General features: G+C 59.8%; 11 protein-coding genes. 5 read left to right on the forward strand and 6 right to left on the reverse strand.

The features are described 5' to 3' along the window. The first annotated feature begins 495 nt into the window (after window positions 1-495). On the forward strand, window positions 496-2,766 hold the full coding sequence (gene rlmKL / locus ACA061_RS08870) for a bifunctional 23S rRNA (guanine(2069)-N(7))-methyltransferase RlmK/23S rRNA (guanine(2445)-N(2))-methyltransferase RlmL (RefSeq protein ID WP_150616736.1): 2,271 nt from the start codon (window positions 496-498) through the stop codon (window positions 2,764-2,766). Window positions 2,767-2,913: 147 nt separating this feature from the next. Then, entirely contained in the window at window positions 2,914-5,298 is a 2,385-nt protein-coding gene (locus tag ACA061_RS08875) for a sensor domain-containing diguanylate cyclase (protein ID WP_497301188.1), read from the forward strand. A 92-nt stretch (window positions 5,299-5,390) separates the two neighbouring features. On the opposite strand, the gene dacB is transcribed toward ACA061_RS08875, so the two are convergent. Beyond that, entirely contained in the window at window positions 5,391-6,851 is a 1,461-nt protein-coding gene (gene dacB / locus ACA061_RS08880; protein WP_150601351.1) for a D-alanyl-D-alanine carboxypeptidase/D-alanyl-D-alanine endopeptidase, read from the reverse strand. Window positions 6,852-7,085: 234 nt separating this feature from the next. On the opposite strand from dacB, the gene ACA061_RS08885 reads away from it, so the two are divergent. Next, complete coding sequence (locus tag ACA061_RS08885; protein WP_150601352.1) at window positions 7,086-7,430, forward strand: YggL family protein; 345 nt, start codon at window positions 7,086-7,088, stop codon at window positions 7,428-7,430. A 120-nt stretch (window positions 7,431-7,550) separates the two neighbouring features. Here ACA061_RS08885 and ACA061_RS08890 read toward each other — a convergent pair whose 3' ends face one another. Beyond that, a complete protein-coding gene (locus ACA061_RS08890; RefSeq protein WP_150601353.1) occupies window positions 7,551-8,741 on the reverse strand; it encodes a benzoate/H(+) symporter BenE family transporter in 1,191 nt (396 codons plus the stop codon). 341 nt (window positions 8,742-9,082) lie between these two features. Here ACA061_RS08890 and ACA061_RS08895 point away from each other — a divergent pair, with 341 nt between their 5' ends. Further along, entirely contained in the window at window positions 9,083-9,847 is a 765-nt protein-coding gene (locus ACA061_RS08895; protein ID WP_042558515.1) for a GntR family transcriptional regulator, read from the forward strand. Between the two features lie 183 nt (window positions 9,848-10,030). Here the strand turns inward: ACA061_RS08895 and guaD are convergent, their stop codons facing one another. The 4 genes from guaD to xdhA all read right to left on the reverse strand — a co-directional run bounded on the left by guaD (window position 10,031) and on the right by xdhA (window position 16,195). Beyond that, window positions 10,031-11,335, reverse strand: coding sequence for a guanine deaminase (gene guaD / locus ACA061_RS08900; RefSeq protein ID WP_497301189.1), 1,305 nt, complete (start codon window positions 11,333-11,335; stop codon window positions 10,031-10,033). Between the two features lie 13 nt (window positions 11,336-11,348). Beyond that, a complete protein-coding gene (gene xdhC / locus ACA061_RS08905) occupies window positions 11,349-12,206 on the reverse strand; it encodes a xanthine dehydrogenase accessory protein XdhC (protein WP_150601355.1) in 858 nt (285 codons plus the stop codon). Between the two features lie 142 nt (window positions 12,207-12,348). Continuing rightward, the gene (gene xdhB, locus ACA061_RS08910) at window positions 12,349-14,748 is read right to left on the reverse strand and encodes a xanthine dehydrogenase molybdopterin binding subunit (protein WP_150616732.1); all 2,400 of its coding nucleotides are present in this window, start codon (window positions 14,746-14,748) and stop codon (window positions 12,349-12,351) included. Beyond that, on the reverse strand, window positions 14,741-16,195 hold the full coding sequence (gene xdhA, locus ACA061_RS08915; protein WP_497301191.1) for a xanthine dehydrogenase small subunit: 1,455 nt from the start codon (window positions 16,193-16,195) through the stop codon (window positions 14,741-14,743). Before xdhA ends, xdhB begins: the two co-directional genes overlap by 8 nt. 267 nt (window positions 16,196-16,462) lie before the next feature. On the opposite strand from xdhA, the gene ACA061_RS08920 reads away from it, so the two are divergent. Further along, window positions 16,463-17,122, forward strand: a complete 660-nt coding sequence (locus ACA061_RS08920; protein ID WP_042558520.1) for a GntR family transcriptional regulator — start codon at window positions 16,463-16,465, stop codon at window positions 17,120-17,122. The last annotated feature ends 1 nt before the right edge of the window (window position 17,123 follow it).

Below are 17,123 nucleotides of genomic sequence, written 5' to 3' on the forward strand. Positions count from 1 at the left end.
GTTGACCTCAACCGAGGTCTGGCAGAAAAACTCTGCCGGGGGCGGCTCGCTGCCGGCGTGGCGAGCCAAGGTGTTGACGCCGTTGCGACGTCAACCTGTGGTCATTTCTAACCAATGAGTCACACCGATGGAATGACCGTTTTGTCATAAGGACGTAACGAAAAGGGTGCTACGGCAATAAGTAACTGCGTATTTGTTCAATGATTATTGAGCAAACCCCGGTATGATCGGCACCGCGCTGCATGATGGGGTTAATCCTTTAGTGAGAATGACCCACGTTTACACTGGGGTACTATTCGACGAAGGGTTGTTTTGAGTCATTTTGTTGCTTCAACATTTTTCTCTGTCCTTGCATCTAAGCTCTTTTAACCCGAGCAGCAGGGATGGGACGGCACACCTTCGTGCCACGCGGGCGTTCTTTTAGAAAAGCGCCTGATTGAAAACCGGATCGGCAATGCGTTGTCGGTTCACATAGCCAAAGGCTCTGGAAATACCATGTCCGACCAATTCGAACTCTTCCTCACTTGCCCCAAAGGCCTTGAAGGCCTGCTCATCGAGGAAGCCGTCGGGCTTGGCCTTGAAGAAGCCCGCGAGCACACTTCCGCCGTGCGTGGCATGGCGACCATGGAAACCGCTTATCGCCTGTGCCTGTGGTCGCGCCTGGCCAACCGCGTGCTGCTGGTGCTCAAGCGCTTCCCGATGAAGGACGCCGAAGACCTGTATCACGGCGTGCTCGACGTCGAGTGGCAAGACCACATGCTCAGCGATGGCACCCTGGCCGTTGAGTTCAGCGGCCACGGCTCGGGCATCGACAACACTCACTTCGGCGCCTTGAAGGTCAAGGACGCCATCGTCGACAAGCTGCGTACCCCGCAGGGCGACCGTCCGTCGATTGACAAGCTCAATCCGGATCTGCGCATTCACCTGCGCCTGGATCGCGGCGAAGCGATTCTCTCCCTCGACCTCTCCGGCCACAGCCTGCACCAGCGCGGCTACCGCTTGCAGCAAGGTGCAGCGCCGTTGAAGGAAAACCTCGCAGCAGCAATCCTGATCCGTTCCGGCTGGCCGCGCATTGCTGCCGATGGCGGCGCGCTGGCTGACCCGATGTGCGGTGTTGGTACGTTCCTCGTCGAAGCGGGGATGATCGCCGCCGATATGGCGCCGAACCTGCGTCGTGAGCAGTGGGGCTTCACCGCATGGCTGGGCCACGTGCCGGCGCTGTGGAAAAAACTTCACGAAGAAGCGACCGAACGTGCCGCCGCCGGTCTGGCCAAGCCGCCGCTGTGGATTCGTGGTTACGAAGCTGACCCACGCCTGATTCAGCCGGGCCGCAACAACGTTGAACGTGCCGGCCTGAGCGAGTGGATCAAGATCTACCAGGGCGAAGTGGCGACGTTCGAGCCGCGTCCGGATCAGAACCAGAAAGGTCTGGTGATCTGCAACCCACCGTACGGCGAGCGTCTGGGTGACGAAGCCAGCCTGCTTTATCTCTACCAGAACCTCGGCGAGCGTCTGCGTCAGGCCTGCCTGAACTGGGAAGCGGCGGTGTTCACCGGTGCGCCGGATCTGGGCAAGCGCATGGGCATCCGCAGCCACAAACAGTATTCGTTCTGGAACGGCGCACTGCCGTGCAAGCTGCTGCTGATCAAAGTCACCCCGGATCAGTTCGTCACTGGCGAGCGTCGCACCCCGGAACAGCGTCAGGTCGAGCGTGAGCAAGCGGCTTACGACCAGACGCCGGACGAGCCACAAGAGCGCAAATTCAACAAGAACGGCAACCCGATCAAACCCGTGCCTGCACCGGCGCCGGTGGTCGAGCAGGCGCGCTTGAGCGAAGGCGGGCAGATGTTTGCCAACCGTCTGCAAAAAAACCTCAAGGCACTGGGCAAGTGGGTCAAGCGCGAAGGCATCGATTGCTACCGCGTTTACGATGCGGACATGCCGGAATACGCGATGGCCATCGACCTGTACCACGACTGGGTGCACGTTCAGGAGTACGCCGCGCCGAAATCGATCGACCCGCAAAAGGCTTCGATCCGCATGTTCGATGCGTTGGCAGCGATTCCGCAGGCGCTGAACATCGACAAGAGTCGCGTGGTGGTCAAACGTCGCGAGCGCCAGAGTGGCACCAAGCAGTACGAACGTCAGGCTGCGCAGGGCAAGTTCAATGAAGTGACCGAGGGCGGCGTAAAGTTGCTGGTCAACCTCACCGACTACCTCGACACCGGGCTGTTCCTGGATCACCGGGCGATGCGCCTGCGCATTCAGAAGGAGGCGGCCGGCAAGCGCTTCCTCAATCTGTATTGCTACACCGCGACCGCCAGTGTGCACGCGGCCAAGGGCGGTGCGCGCAGCACCACCAGCGTCGACCTGTCGAAAACCTACCTCGACTGGGCGCGCCGCAACCTGTCGCTGAACGGCTTCTCGGACAAGAACCGTCTGGAGCAGGGCGACGTGATGGCGTGGCTGGAAAGTTGCCGCGAAGAGTACGACCTGATCTTCATTGATCCGCCGACCTTCTCCAACTCCAAGCGCATGGAAGGCATTTTCGACGTGCAGCGTGATCAGGTGCAGTTGATCGACCTGGCCATGGCCCGCCTGTCGCCGGGCGGCGTGTTGTATTTCTCCAACAACTTCCGCAAGTTCCAGCTGGAAGAGAACCTCGCCGAGCGTTACGCGGTTGAGGAAATCAGCGCGCAGACCATTGATCCGGATTTCGCGCGTAACACCAAGATTCACCGCGCCTGGAAAATCACGGCTCGTTGACGCTTCAAACGATTGGATCCACAGAGCCTTGATTTTTAAAGGCTCTTGGATCTGATCAACGCTAGCCAAATTGATGGCTAATAGCTATAAACTCACTCATGGCCAATGGGGGTTTCCCCCGCAATGCTGACGTAGTGAGTTGCCCTTATGTCGTTGCACCCCGTGCGTCCGAAGATCCTGGGTTTCATCAGCGAAGACGTCTCGGCCTGGCTGGTCGCGATGCTGGTATTGCTCGCCGGCGGGATACTCACGGGGCTGCTTGCCTGGGCCACTTATAGTCAGTTTGAGCAACAACTGCGTCAGCGCTTTCAGTTGCTGGCCAATGAGCGTTACAGCCGCATCGAAGAGCGATTTCAGGACCAGGAGCAACGCCTCGACAGCCTGCGCCGCTTCTTCACCAATTCCCGATCGGTGTCTCGCACCGAGTTCGATGGTTACACCCGACCCTTATTACTGCGTACCCAGGCCTATTCGTTTGCCCTCAGGGTCAGTGCTGCCGAGCGCGCCGAATTTGAGCAGAGCGTGCGTGAGGAAGGCCTGAGCACGTTTACGATTCGCGAACTTAATGAGCAGGGCGAGTTGCAACTGGCGGGCGCCCGAGATGAATACGTGCCGGTGTTATACAGCCAGACCCAAAGCCGTCTGGGCTCGCCGCTGGGCTACGATTTGCTCGCGCAACCGCTGCGCCGCGACGCCCTGCAGCGTGCCGATGAGCTGCGTAATCTGGTCGTTTCGCAACCGATGCATCTGGTCAGTGTCGAGCCAGCCTATGCCCGCGGGGTCTTGCTGATGGCGCCAGTCATTCGCGAGGGCCAGCAAAAGCCTTTCGGCTATGTGATGGCAGTGATCAGCATGCGCCAGTTGCTGGCAGACGGTTTGCCGGACGCGTTCCATGACTACCTTTCGGTGCGCATTCTCGACCTGTCGATCCCTGATCAGCGCGAGGTGCTCTACGAATCGAGCAACGATCCGGCACCCAGTGCGCTGGCCACGACGCGGCTGGTACGCATGGCCGATCACGACTATCAGGTTGATATTCTGCCGAGCGACGCGTTCATGCAGGCCAACCACTCGTCGGTGGGCAGTGTGCTGGTTCTCGGTGGATTGCTCAGCCTGCTGCTGAGCGCGTTGCTCTATGTGCTGGTCAGCCAGCGCCAGCGTGCCTTGCATCTGGTCGAGCAGCGCACGCAAGAGTTGCACGACAGCGAACAGGAACTGCGCGGCACTCACGGGCAGTTGCGCGGCGTGCTGAATGCCGCAACGCAGGTGGCAATCATCGCCACCGATCTGCGCGGGGTGATCAGCACGTTCAACCCCGGCGCCGAACAGATGCTGGGCTACCGCAGCGACGAAGTGGTCGGCCGAATGACCCTGGAAAACCTGCATTTTCCGCGCGAACTGATGGCCCGCGCCGCGGAATTGAGTGCGCGTTACGGTAAAACGATTCCGACCTGTCAGGCGATGCTGGTCGAGGGCGGCGAAGTCGGCGGGCACGAGGCGCGCGAGTGGACGCTGATCTGCCATGACGGCACTCATCTGCCGGTGAACATGCTCGCCACCCCTGTGCTTGATGAGCAGGGCCTGTGGGTCGGGCATCTGGCGATCTGTATCGACATCACCGAGCGCAAGCGTGTGCACGAGGCGCTGGCGGCGCGTGATGTACTGTTGAAAAAGCTCAGCGCTCACGTGCCCGGCGGCATTTACCAGTTCAAGATGGAATTCGACGGTCGTTTCAGTGTGATCTACGCCAGCGACGGCATCCGCGAGATCTACGAACTCGAACCGGATGTGCTGCTGCTCGATGCCGAGGCAATTTTTTCCCGTATCTATCCGCAGGATGTGATCCGCGTGCGCGCCTCGATTCGGGCATCAGCGCACAACCTCAGCCCATGGCGCGAGGAATATCGCGTGCAGTTGCCTGCACGCGGTCTGCGCTGGGTACGCGGCGAGGCGACGCCGGAGGAGCTGCCGGGTGGTGGCGTGCTGTGGCATGGCTACATCTCGGACATTTCCGATTTGAAGCGCGTGGAGGAGGAACTGCGGGCGCTGTCGATCACGGATTCGTTGACCGGTATCCACAACCGTCGCTATTTCCAGGAGCGCCTGACCACCGAAATGGCCCGGGTGGAGCGCGGCGGCGGTGAGCTGTCGGTGATCATGCTCGACATCGACCATTTCAAACGGATCAACGACCAGTACGGCCATGCCGTAGGCGACCGCGTGCTGCAAGCCGTGTGCGAGCGCATCGGCCATCGCTTGCGCCGCACGGATGTGTTCTGTCGCTTGGGTGGCGAGGAATTCATGGTGCTCTGCCCGGACATCGACGGCGAACACGCGCACATGCTCGCCATGGAATTGTGGCAAGGGTTGCGCAGTGCGCCGGTTGATGTGGTCGGCGTGGTGACCGCCAGTTTCGGTATCGCCAGTTGGCGACCGGGGGAGGGCGCTGATTCGCTGCTGCTGCGCGCGGATTCAGGGGTGTACATGGCGAAGCAGCGCGGTCGGGATCGGGTTGAGCGGCAGATGAATTGATTGGGTGAAACGAAAAGATCGCAGCCTTCGGCAGCTCCTACGGGGTTTCGCATTCACCTGTAGGAGCTGCCGAAGGCTGCGATCTTTTGCTTTTAAAGGACGGAAGCAGTCTGCGGCAGCTTCGGCTGGCGATACAGATCCAGCAGCACCTGATCCAGCACCGACGATGCACCAAACGGCGCTTTGTCGTTGAGGATCGCCACCACCGCCCACGTGTTGCCGTTGACGTCGCGGCTGAAACCGGCAATCGCGCGCACGGTGTTCAGGGTGCCGGTCTTGACGTGGGCTTCGCCGCGCATGGCGGTGGTCTTCAGGCGTTTGCGCATGGTGCCGTCGGTGCCTGCAATCGGCAGTGAGCTGATGTATTCGGCGGCATACGGGCTGTGCCACGCGGCTTGCAGCATGTTGGCCATCTCACGGGCGCTGACCCGTTCGGCACGGGACAGGCCGGAACCGTTCTCCATCACCAGGTGCGGTGCGGTAATGCCTTTTTTCGCCAGCCACTGACGGACCACGCGCTGCGCTGCCCTGGCGTCGTCACCGTCGGCGTCGTTGCGGAATTTCTGGCCCAGGCTCAGGAACAGCTGCTGAGCCATGGTGTTGTTACTGTATTTGTTGATGTCGCGGATGATTTCCGCCAGATCCGGCGAGAATGCGCGCGCCAGCAGTTTGGCGTTGCTTGGGGTCGGCGCGAGACGGTCCCGGCCCTGAATGCTGCCACCCAGCTCCTTCCAGATCGCGCGAACGGCACCCGCGGTGTAAGTCGCGTGGTCGAGCAGCGACAGGTAGGTCTGCGAGCTGCAACCTTCACCCAACTGGCCGCCCACCGTCACGGTCACGCTGCCATCGGGTTGTGGCACCGGGTTGTAGCGCACGCCGCCAGTGCATTGCTTGGAAGGGAGAGCCTTGACCGTGTTTTCGATGCGGATGCTGGCGATCGGCGGTTCCACCGAGATCAACACTCGGCCACCGTCATTGCGGGCGACGAAGCGCAGGGCCTTGAGGTTGACCAGCAGCGAGTCGGGTTTGACCAGAAACGGTTTGTTCTCGTCATTGCCGTCATCGTTGAATTCCGGCAGTTGTGGCTGCACGAAGAAATTGCGGTCCAGCACCAGATCGCCAGTGATCTGTGTGACGCCATTGGCACGCAGATCGCGCATCAACAGCCAGAGTTTTTCCATGTTCAGCTTCGGATCGCCGCCACCTTTGAGGTAGAGGTTACCGTTGAGGATGCCGCCGCTCAGGGTGCCATCGGTGTAGAACTCGGTTTTCCACTGGTGGTTGGGGCCGAGCATTTCCAGCGCTGCATAGGTGGTCACCAGTTTCATGGTCGAGGCCGGGTTGACCGACACATCGGCGTTGAACACGGTGGCTGTGCCTGGGCCGTCGAGCGGAACCATCACCAGTGAAAGGGCGTTAGGCTGCAGTTTGCTCGCCTTGAGGGCCTTTTCGACGTTGGGGGTGAGGGCGGTATTGACTGGGGCAGCAGAGACAGGCAGGGCCAGAGGAAGAAAAAGGCCGGCGAAAAATAGTGGACGCAACGATTTGATCATATGAAATAAAACCCTGCAAAAGAGGGGGAGAAAAACGAGGACATGGATGAAAAAGTCCTCAGTGGTCACGAAAGTGTCGGCATTATGCCCCAAGGTGTAACCGCTTGTGCCGTCCCCGGGGTGGCTAATCAGTGATTTTTTTACAGGCGGTCGGCCATAGTGTCCAGAGAGTCGGGCAAATGACGTCTTAAACTGGTAAAGTGCCGGCCGTTATTACTTAAGAGGATTGTTCCAATGGCGACTAACCGTTCCCAGCGTCTGCGCAAAAAACTGTGCGTTGATGAATTTCAAGAGCTGGGTTTCGAACTGAACCTGGACTTCAAAGAAGACTTGTCCGAAGAAGCCATTGACGCTTTCCTCGAAGCCTTCATCAAAGAAGCCATGGAAGCCAATGGTCTGGGTTATGTTGGCGGCGACGACTTCGGTCTGGTATGCCTGCAGAAGCGTGGCTCGGTCAACGAAGAGCAGCGCGCTGCTGTTGAAGCCTGGCTGAAAACCCGTAGCGAACTGACTGAAGCAACCGTCAGCCCGCTGCTGGACGTCTGGTATCCGGAAAAGCCGATCAACGCGGCTAAGTGATACTGAAAAAAACGGCGACCTGAGGGTCGCCGTTTTTTTTCGTGGATCAAAAGATCGCAGCTCCTACAGGATTTACACATAGCCCGTGCAGGAGCTGCCGAAGGCTGCGATCTTTTGATCTTACGCTTTACGCCAATTCAAAATCAGCAGCGTCACAACCCCCGCAACAATCCCCCAAAACGCCGAACCGATGGAAAACAGCGTCAGCCCCGATGCCGTCACCATAAACGTGATCAGCGCCGCTTCGCGTTCCTTCACTTCAGCCATCGCGATGCTCAAGCCATTGATGATCGAGCCAAACAGCGCCAGGGCGGCAATCGACAGCACCAGTTCCTTCGGCAGCGCGGCAAACAACGCCGCCAAAGTTGCGCCGAACACTCCGGCGATCCCGTAGAAAATCCCGCACCACACTGCTGCGGTGTAGCGTTTGTTGCGATCTTCATGGGCGTGCGGCCCGGTGCAGATAGCCGCGCTGATGGCGGCGAGGTTGATGCCGTGTGAACCGAACGGCGCCAGTAATAACGAAGCGATACCGGTGGTGGTGATCAGCGGCGAGGCCGGGACGGTGTAGCCGTCGGCGCGCAGCACGGCAATGCCGGGCATATTCTGCGAAGTCATGGCCACGACGAACAGCGGAATGCCGATGCTGATGGTGGCCGCCAACGAAAAGTGCGGCGTGGTCCACACCGGCGTTGCCACCTCCAGATGAAAACCGCTGAAGTCCAGCAGTCCCATGAAGCCCGACAGCGCGGTGCCGATCAGCAGTGCGGCGAGCACGGCATAGCGGGGCGACAGGCGTTTGACCAGCAGATAGGTGAAGAACATGCCCAATACCAGGCCGGTGCGGTGTTGCGCGGCGACGAAGATTTCGCTGCCGATCTTGAACAGAATCCCCGCCAGCAAGGCTGCCGCCAGTGAGGCCGGGATCTTCTTCATCAACCGTTCAAAACTACCGGTCAGCCCGCAGATCGTCACCAGCACCGCGCAGGTAATGTAGGCGCCGATGGCTTCGCCGTAGCTCACGCCGCCAAGACTGGTGATCAACAGCGCCGCGCCGGGTGTCGACCAGGCAATGGTGATTGGCGTGCGATAGCGCAGTGACAGGCCGATCGAGCACACCGCCATGCCAATCGAAATCGCCCAGATCCACGAAGAAATCTGCCCGCTGGTCAGGCCCGCCGCTTGCCCTGCCTGGAACATCAGCACCAGGGAGCTGGTGTAACCGGTCATCATCGCAATGAAACCGGCGACGATGGCGGAAGGCGATGTGTCCGCGATGGGGCGCAGTTGCGTGTGCGTGGCGTCGTTCATGACGGCGGTGTTCCTTATATCGATGACATTATTTCCCTGTAGGAGCTGCCGAAGGCTGCGATCTTTTGATCTTGCTTCTACAAAACAACATCAAAAGATCGCAGCCTTCGGCAGCTCCTACATGAGCAGATCGCGTTTGGGCGGCGGATTCTGTGATGAAGCCTAAACTTAAAAGTAACGGATCGTTGCAATACAGCGGTGGTCACAAACAGCCGTACAGTCGTGTTGCCACCATTCATTGTGTACAATCGCGCTGTTTTTTACGCGATACTTGCCAGCGACCTACTGTGCCGTATTACAGTCACGGTCTATTCGCCGCAGTTCTCCCGACTCGAGTGCCCATGAACGAACAGTTGCAACCCCTCAAGAAACAACCGCGAGCAGGCAAAGCCGGCCGCAGCGGGACCCAGGACGATATTGTCTACGCGCACATCTTCGAGGCCATCCTCGAACAGCGTCTGGCGCCCGGCACCAAGTTGAGCGAAGAAGCGCTGGGGGAAATCTTTGGGGTCAGCCGCACCATCATTCGCCGTGCGCTGTCGCGTCTGGCCCATGAAGGTGTGGTGCTGTTGCGGCCGAACCGTGGCGCCGTCGTTGCCAGCCCGAGCGTGGAAGAAGCGCGTCAGGTGTTCATGGCCCGCCGCTTGGTCGAGCGCGCGATCACTGAACTGGCCGTGCTACACGCCACCGCCGAACAGATCGCCGAATTGCGCCAAATGGTCAACGACGAGCGCGACAGCTTCTCGCGCGGTGATCGCGGCGCCGGTATTCGTCTGTCGGGTGAGTTCCACCTGAAACTGGCGGAAGCGGCGAAGAACGCGCCGCTGGTCAGCTTCCAGCGCAGCCTGGTCTCGCAGACCTCGCTGATCATCGCTCAGTATGAAAGCGGTAACCGCTCGCACTGTTCCTACGACGAACACACCCAACTGATCGACGCCATTGAAGCGCGTAACGGTGAGTTGGCGGTGGATCTGATGATGCATCACATGGATCACATCGACAGCAAACTCAATCTCGATGAGGAAGGCGCGTCGGATGATCTGCATGCGGTGTTCTCGCATTTGTTGCAGACCAAAAAGCCGGGGCGTCCAGCGGCCAAGCTCTGAGCTGATACCGAGTCGGCCCCAATCGCTGGCAAGCCAGCTCCCACAGGTTTCTCGGTGTATCGCAGATTTGGTGAACCCCACAAAACCCTGTGGGAGCTGGCTTGCCAGCGATAGCAATCTGACAGGCAATAAAAATCCCCCGGACTGAAAAGTACCGGGGGATTTTTTTGTGCCTGTGAAAACTTAGCGTTGATGCACCAGCGCACCCGCCGCATACGTCTGCTGCACCGTCCGGTCATCTCCCAGCGTCATCAACACAAACAACGTCTCGGCAATGTTATTCGCCTGTTTCAAGCGATAGCTCAGCAACGGCGTGGCGTTGTAATCCAGCACCAGGAAGTCAGCGTCGCTGCCCGGTTGCAGGTTGCCGATCTTGTCTTCCAGACGCAGCGCCCGCGCGCCACCCAAGGTCGCCAGATACAACGACTTGAACGGACTCAAACGCGCGCCCTGCAGTTGCATCACTTTGTAAGCTTCGTTCAGTGTTTGCAGCAACGAGAAACTGGTGCCGCCGCCAACGTCAGTGCCCAGGCCCACGTTCAACTTGTGCTTTTCGGCCATCGGCAGATTGAACAAGCCGCTGCCGAGGAAGAGGTTCGACGTCGGGCAGAACGAAACGGCCGAGCCGGTTTGCGCCAGCCGCGCACATTCGTCGTCGCACAGGTGCACGCCGTGGGCGAATACCGAGCGCTCGCCGAGCAGCTTGTAGTGATCGTAAACGTCCAGGTAGCCCTTGCGCTCCGGGAACAGTTCCTTGACCCACTCGATTTCCTTGAGGTTCTCGCTGATGTGGGTCTGCATGTACAGATCCGGATATTCGGTCAGCAATTGCCCGGCGAGCGTCAGTTGCTCCGGGGTGCTGGTCGGCGCGAAACGCGGGGTGACCGCATAGTGCAGGCGACCCTTGCCGTGCCAGCGCTCGATCAGCGCCTTGCTCTCGACGTAGCTGGATTCAGCGGTGTCGGTGAGATAGTCCGGCGCGTTGCGGTCCATCATCACTTTGCCGGCGATCATCCGCAGATCGAGTTTCTCGGCCGCTTCAAAGAATGAGTTCACCGACTGCGGATGAACGCTGCCGAACACCAGCGCCGTGGTGGTGCCGTTGCGCAGCAGTTCCTTGACGAAAATGTCAGCGACTTCATCGGCGTGCGCCTTGTCGCCGAACTGGCTTTCGCACGGGAAGGTGTAAGTGTTGAGCCAGTCGAGCAGTTGCTCGCCGTAGGCGCCGACCATGCCGGTTTGTGGCAGGTGGATGTGGGTGTCGATAAAGCCCGGGGTGATCAGGGCGTCCTGATAGTGATTGATATCGATGTCCGCCGGCAGCGTCGGCAGCAATTCACTGGCGTGGCCGATGGCGCTGATCTTGCCGCCATCGACCACCAGCAGGCCGTCCTCGAAATATTCGTAGGAGGCTTCGATGCCGACTTCGGCAGGGTCGGCAATGCTGTGCAGGATGGCGGCGCGGTAGGCTTTGCGAGTCAGAGGCATGAGGGTTCTCTAATCAGTTTGAGGCTTTGAGTTTGGTGGCCGGACTGCGGCGCGAAAGGGGCAGCAGTTTGGCAATCGGTTCGGCGCTGGCTGTGTGCTGGCCGAAATTGGCGTTATAGGTGGCGATGATTTCGCCGGCGATGGAGATGGCGATTTCCACGGGCAACTTGCCTTTGACTTCGCCAATACCCATCGGGCAGCGCATGCGTTGCACGACGCTGGCGTCGAAGCCGCGGTCACGCAGACGGTGTTCGAACTTGGCGCGTTTGGTCTTCGAGCCGATCAGGCCGAACCAGGTGAAATCGTTGCGCTTGAGGATGGCGGCGGTGAGTTCCAGATCCAATTGATGATTGTGGGTCATGACGATGCAATAACTGCCGGCGGGCAGGTCATCGATTTCATCCACAGGCTCTTCGGCGACGATTTTACGGACGCCGTGGGGAATCTGCGCGGGGAATTCTTCTTCCCGGGAATCGATCCAGCGCACCCGGCAGGGCAGGCTGGCGAGCAGCGGCACCAAGGCGCGACCGACATGGCCGGCGCCAAACACGGCGATCTGCGCCTGCACCTGGCCCATCGGTTCGAACAGCAACACCGTGGCGCCACCGCAGCACTGACCCAGACTGGCACCGAGGCTGAAGCGCTCCAGATGAGTATCCTGCTTGCCGCTGGCGAGCATCTCACGGGCGATCTGCATGGCTTTGTATTCCAGGTGCCCGCCACCGATGGTGTCGAAGATCTGGCGGGCGCTGACGACCATTTTCGAGCCGGCATTGCGTGGCGTCGAGCCGAGCTCTTCGATGATCGTCACCAGCACACAGGGCTCACCCTGGTTCTGCAGGTCGGCGAGGGCGTCGATCCAGTTGTACATATCCACCTCGACATCTTTGTTATCTGTTCGGGCCTCATCGCTGGCAAGCCAGCTCCCACAGGATTTACGGTGTGACGCCTATCGGTTAAACACCACAAAACCCTGTGGGAGCTGGCTTGCCAGCGATGGCCGCGCCTCGGTCTTAAAGCGAAGCCAACTCGGTTTCAGCTTCGACGGCTTTCACAGCCTTAAGCTGCCGCATCTGCTCACACCCCCACAACACCCGCTCCGGGGTCGCCGGGGCGTCGATCTTCGGCTGATGCTTGTAGTCACCGAGGCTCGCCACCGCATCCTTGATCGCACACCACGCGGCAATGCCGAGCATGAATGGCGGCTCACCAACGGCCTTGGAGTGGAACACGGTGTCTTCCGGGTTCTTGCGGTTTTCTACCAGTTTCACTCGCAGATCCAGCGGCATGTCCGCCACGGCCGGGATCTTGTAACTGGCCGGGCCGTTGGTCATCAGCTTGCCTTTGTTGTTCCAGACAAGCTCTTCCATGGTCAGCCAGCCCATGCCCTGGACAAAACCGCCTTCAACCTGACCGATGTCGATGGACGGGTTCAGCGAAGCGCCGACGTCGTGGAGAATGTCGGTACGCAGCATCTTGTATTCGCCGGTCAGGGTGTCGACGATCACCTCGCAGCACGCCGCGCCGAAGGCGAAATAATAGAACGGACGGCCACGCGCCTGGCTGCGGTCGTAGTAGATTTTCGGGGTCTTGTAGAAGCCTGTGCTCGACAGCGACACCTGATTGAAATACGCCTGCTGGATCAGCGCTTCAAAGGTCAGAATGTGGTCGCGAACACGTACGTGGCCGTTATGGAATTCGACGTCTTCCTCGCTGACTTTGAAGTGCCGTGCGGCGAACTCAACCAAGCGTTGCTTGATGATCTCGGCGGCATTCTGGGCGGCTTTACCATTGAGGTCAGCGCCGCTGGAAGCAGCGGTTGGCGAGGTGTTTGGCACCTTGTCGGTATTGGTCGCGGTGATCTGCACGCGATCGATTTCGACCTGGAACACTTCAGCCACAACCTGCGCGACTTTGGTGTTCAGGCCCTGGCCCATTTCGGTGCCGCCATGGTTCAGGTGGATGCTGCCGTCGGTGTAGATGTGGATCAAGGCGCCTGCCTGGTTCAAGAAACTCGCGGTGAAGGAAATACCGAATTTCACCGGGGTCAGCGCCAGGCCTTTTTTCAGGATCGGGCTGTTGGCGTTGTAGCGACGGATCGCTTCGCGGCGCTCGTAATACTGGCTGCTTTCTTCCAGTTCCGCGGTCATTTCCTCGAGCATGTTGTGCTCGACGGTCTGGTAGTAATGGGTGACGTTGCGCTCGGTCTTGCCGTAGTAGTTGGCCTTGCGCACCGCGAGTGGGTCTAGGTTCAGGTGACGGGCAATCGCGTCCATCACTTCTTCGATCGCGACCATCCCTTGCGGCCCGCCGAAGCCGCGATAAGCGGTGTTCGAGGCGGTGTTGGTCTTGCAGCGGTGACCGTTGATGGTCGCATCGCCCAGGTAATACGAGTTGTCCGAATGGAACATCGCGCGGTCGACAATCGACGCCGACAAATCCGGCGAGTAGCCGCAGTTGCCGGCCAGTTCCATGTTGATCCCGTGCAGGCGCCCGGTGCTGTCGAAGCCGACGTCGTATTCGACATAGAACGGGTGACGCTTGCCGGTCATCAGCATGTCTTCGACGCGCGGCAGGCGCATTTTGGTCGGCTGGCCGGTGAGATGCGCAACCACTGCGCACAGGCACGCGGGGCTTGCCGCCTGAGTTTCCTTGCCACCGAAACCACCGCCCATGCGGCGCATGTCGACGACGATTTTGTTCATGGAGACGTCGAGCACTTCAGCGACCAGTTTCTGCACTTCGGTCGGGTTCTGCGTCGAGCAGTAAACGATCATGCCGCCGTCTTCGGTAGGCATCACCGAGGAGATTTGCGTCTCCAGGTAGAAGTGTTCCTGACCGCCGATGTGCAGCGTGCCTTGAATGCGATGATCGGCCGTCGCCAGTGCGGAGACCGAATCGCCGCGCTGGTGGGTGTGGCTGTCGAGGACGAAGTGGCGCTTGCGCAGCGCTTCGACCACATCCAGCACTGGCTCGAGGTCTTCGTATTCGATGATTGCGGCCATCGCAGCCTTGCGTGCAGTTTCCAGATCTTTCGCCGCCACGGCGAGCACCGGTTGCCCGACAAACTGCACGTCGTCGATGGCCAGCAACGGGTCGCCCGGCATCAGCGGGCCGATGTCTTTCAGGCCCGGGACGTCTTCGTGGGTGATGGCGATGCGTACGCCTTCGAAGGCATAACAAGGCTTGGTATCGATGCTGATGATCTTCGCGTGAGCGCGGTCCGACAGGCGTGCGTACAGGTGCAGCTGATTGGGAAATTCCAGGCGATCATCGATGTACTGCGCTTCACCGGACACATGTTTGGCGGCGCTGTCGTGCTTGACGCTGCGGCCGACACCGGTGGTCAGGTCCTGGGCGAACAATTCGGCCAGCTCAGCCTGGGTCTTCTCTACGGCGTGATGGTTAGACATAAGCGGTCACCCGAGTCTCGATGTGCGGTGTTTGCAGTTCGATGAAGTATTTACGCAGCAGGTTCTGCGCGCTGAGCAGGCGATATTCCTTGCTGGCGCGGAAGTCCGAGAGCGGCGTGAAGTCTTCGGCCAGGGCAGCGCAGGCGCGTTCGATCACAGCGTTGTTGAATGGCTGACCAACCAAAACCGCTTCGCAATGCGCGGCACGTTTCGGGATCGCGGCCATGCCGCCGAAGGCGACGCGGGCATCGTTGATCACACCGTTTTCGATGCGCAAATTGAATGCGGCGCAGACGGCGGAGATGTCGTCGTCCAGACGCTTCGAGACTTTATAGGCGCGGAACAACTGCTCGGCGCTGGCACGCGGGACGATGATCTTCTCGATGAATTCGCTTTCCTGACGCGCAGTGACGCGGTAATCGATGAAGTAGTCTTCCAGGTTCAGGGTGCGCCGGGTTTCGCCTTTGCACAGCACGATCTGCGCGCCGAGGGCGATCAGCAGGGGCGGCGAGTCACCGATCGGCGAGGCGTTGCCGATGTTGCCGCCGAGGGTGCCCTGATTGCGGATTTGCAGGGAAGCGAAGCGATGCAGCAGTTCGCCGAAGTCCGGATACTCTGCGTTCAACGCTTCGTAGCAGTCGGAGAGGCTGGTGGCGGCGCCGATTTCGATGCGGTCATCGAAACTGTCGATGCGCTTCATTTCGGCGACGTTGCCGACGTAGATCATCACCGGCAGCGTGCGGTGGAACTGGGTGACTTCCAGCGCCAGGTCGGTGCCGCCCGCCAGCAGGCGTGCTTGTGGGTAAGCATCGTAGAGATCGGCCAGATCGGCGACGGTCAGCGGCACCAGGCAGCGCTTGTCGCCGCTGTTGAGTTCGCCGATATCGGTGGGGGCAATGGCTTTGAGGCGGGCGATGGTGTCCGCTTCGCGGGCGTCGAACTGATCCGGTTGCTTGGCGCAGCACGACTGCTCGGCAGCGGCCAGAATCGGCCGGTAGCCGGTGCAACGGCAGAGGTTGCCGGCCAGCGCTTCGTGGGCCTTGGCGTTATCCGGCGCATCGCTGTTCTTTTGCAGCGCGAACAGCGACATGACGAAACCGGGGGTGCAGAAACCGCACTGCGAACCGTGGCACTCGACCATGGCTTTCTGCACGCTGTGCAGTTCGCCTTTGTGCTTGAGGTCTTCAACGCTGATCAATTGCTTGCCGTGCAAGGACGAAACGAACGTCAGACACGAGTTGAGGCTGCGATAGCGAATATGTTCGCGGCCAGCGTCATCCGTCTGCAACTCGCCGACCACGACGGTGCAGGCGCCGCAGTCACCGCTGGCGCAACCTTCTTTGGTGCCGGATTTGCCGACGTGTTCACGCAGATAATTGAGCACAGTCAGATTCGGGTCCAGGGCGTGCTCGCTACGGAGTTCCTGGTTAAGTAAAAACTGGATCACGGAAGGCCTCGCAGACTCATTATTGTTGTTAAGCGACTTGAGCCGAATTTAGCAGCTCTGACTTTTCGGTCAATGGTTTTCTGACTTAAAGGTCAAGAAAATCCATTTCGTCGATCTACAACCTGTCTATTCAGTATTGACCCTCATCGAGTCCCCTGCCTTTTTGCGGGAATCGTGCCAAAAACCGCTGAGTGGGCACTCCGCCATGACCTTGCATTTGCGCTACACTGCGCCGCTTGTGCAGATCGATAGAATTTGAAGGACACCATGACGTTCAAGGCCCCGGACAGCCTCGCCGAGCAAATCGCTCACCACCTCGCCGAACGCATCATTCGTGGCGAAATGAAGCCGGGAGAGCGCATCCAGGAACAAAAGGTCACGCTGGCGCTCAACGTCAGCCGCGGTTCGGTCCGCGAAGCCTTGCTGATCCTCGAGCGCCGCCACCTGATCGCGATCCTGCCGCGCCGTGGCGCGCATGTCACCGAGCTGACGGCGCACAAGGTGCAGAGCCTGTGCACGCTGATGAGCGAGTTGTACATCCTGCTCGGCAACTCGGTGGCCAATGGCTGGCAGGTCCAGTCGGACATGGCGCCGTTCGTGCAGATCCAGCAGCGCCTGACCGCCAGCTACGAGCGTCAGGACATCCGCACGTTCGTCGATGACAGTTTCAACGTCATGCGCGCCGCCTATCCGTTCGCCAACAACCCGTACCTGCAAGAAACTGTCGAGAACCTGCAACCGGCCATGAGCCGTGCGTACTTCCTCGCCCTCGAACAGCGCAAGGCCGAAATGAGTGAGTTCCTCGAACTGTTCGAGCGCTTGCTGGCTGCCGTGCTCGCCCGCGATTTGCCGCAGATCCGCATCGTGCTGACGGCTTACGCCCAGCGCAGCTGCGATCTGGTGGTGTCTGCCCTGACGGTCGCCTAAG

Source organism: Pseudomonas sp. LBUM1668 (assembly GCF_059695715.1).

What these genes read in the sequence shown, in the direction of transcription:
- xdhC (WP_150601355.1), bottom strand. Translation starts at nt 12,206, where the DNA reads ATGTACAACTGGATCGACGCCCTCGCCGACCTGCAGAACCAGGGTGAG.
- guaD (WP_497301189.1), bottom strand. Translation starts at nt 11,335, where the DNA reads ATGCCTCTGACTCGCAAAGCCTACCGCGCCGCCATCCTGCACAGCATT.
- dacB (WP_150601351.1), bottom strand. Translation starts at nt 6,851, where the DNA reads ATGATCAAATCGTTGCGTCCACTATTTTTCGCCGGCCTTTTTCTTCCT.
- rlmKL (WP_150616736.1), top strand. Translation starts at nt 496, where the DNA reads ATGTCCGACCAATTCGAACTCTTCCTCACTTGCCCCAAAGGCCTTGAA.
- ACA061_RS08890 (WP_150601353.1), bottom strand. Translation starts at nt 8,741, where the DNA reads ATGAACGACGCCACGCACACGCAACTGCGCCCCATCGCGGACACATCG.
- ACA061_RS08920 (WP_042558520.1), top strand. Translation starts at nt 16,463, where the DNA reads ATGACGTTCAAGGCCCCGGACAGCCTCGCCGAGCAAATCGCTCACCAC.
- ACA061_RS08895 (WP_042558515.1), top strand. Translation starts at nt 9,083, where the DNA reads ATGAACGAACAGTTGCAACCCCTCAAGAAACAACCGCGAGCAGGCAAA.
- ACA061_RS08885 (WP_150601352.1), top strand. Translation starts at nt 7,086, where the DNA reads ATGGCGACTAACCGTTCCCAGCGTCTGCGCAAAAAACTGTGCGTTGAT.
- ACA061_RS08875 (WP_497301188.1), top strand. Translation starts at nt 2,914, where the DNA reads ATGTCGTTGCACCCCGTGCGTCCGAAGATCCTGGGTTTCATCAGCGAA.
- xdhB (WP_150616732.1), bottom strand. Translation starts at nt 14,748, where the DNA reads ATGTCTAACCATCACGCCGTAGAGAAGACCCAGGCTGAGCTGGCCGAA.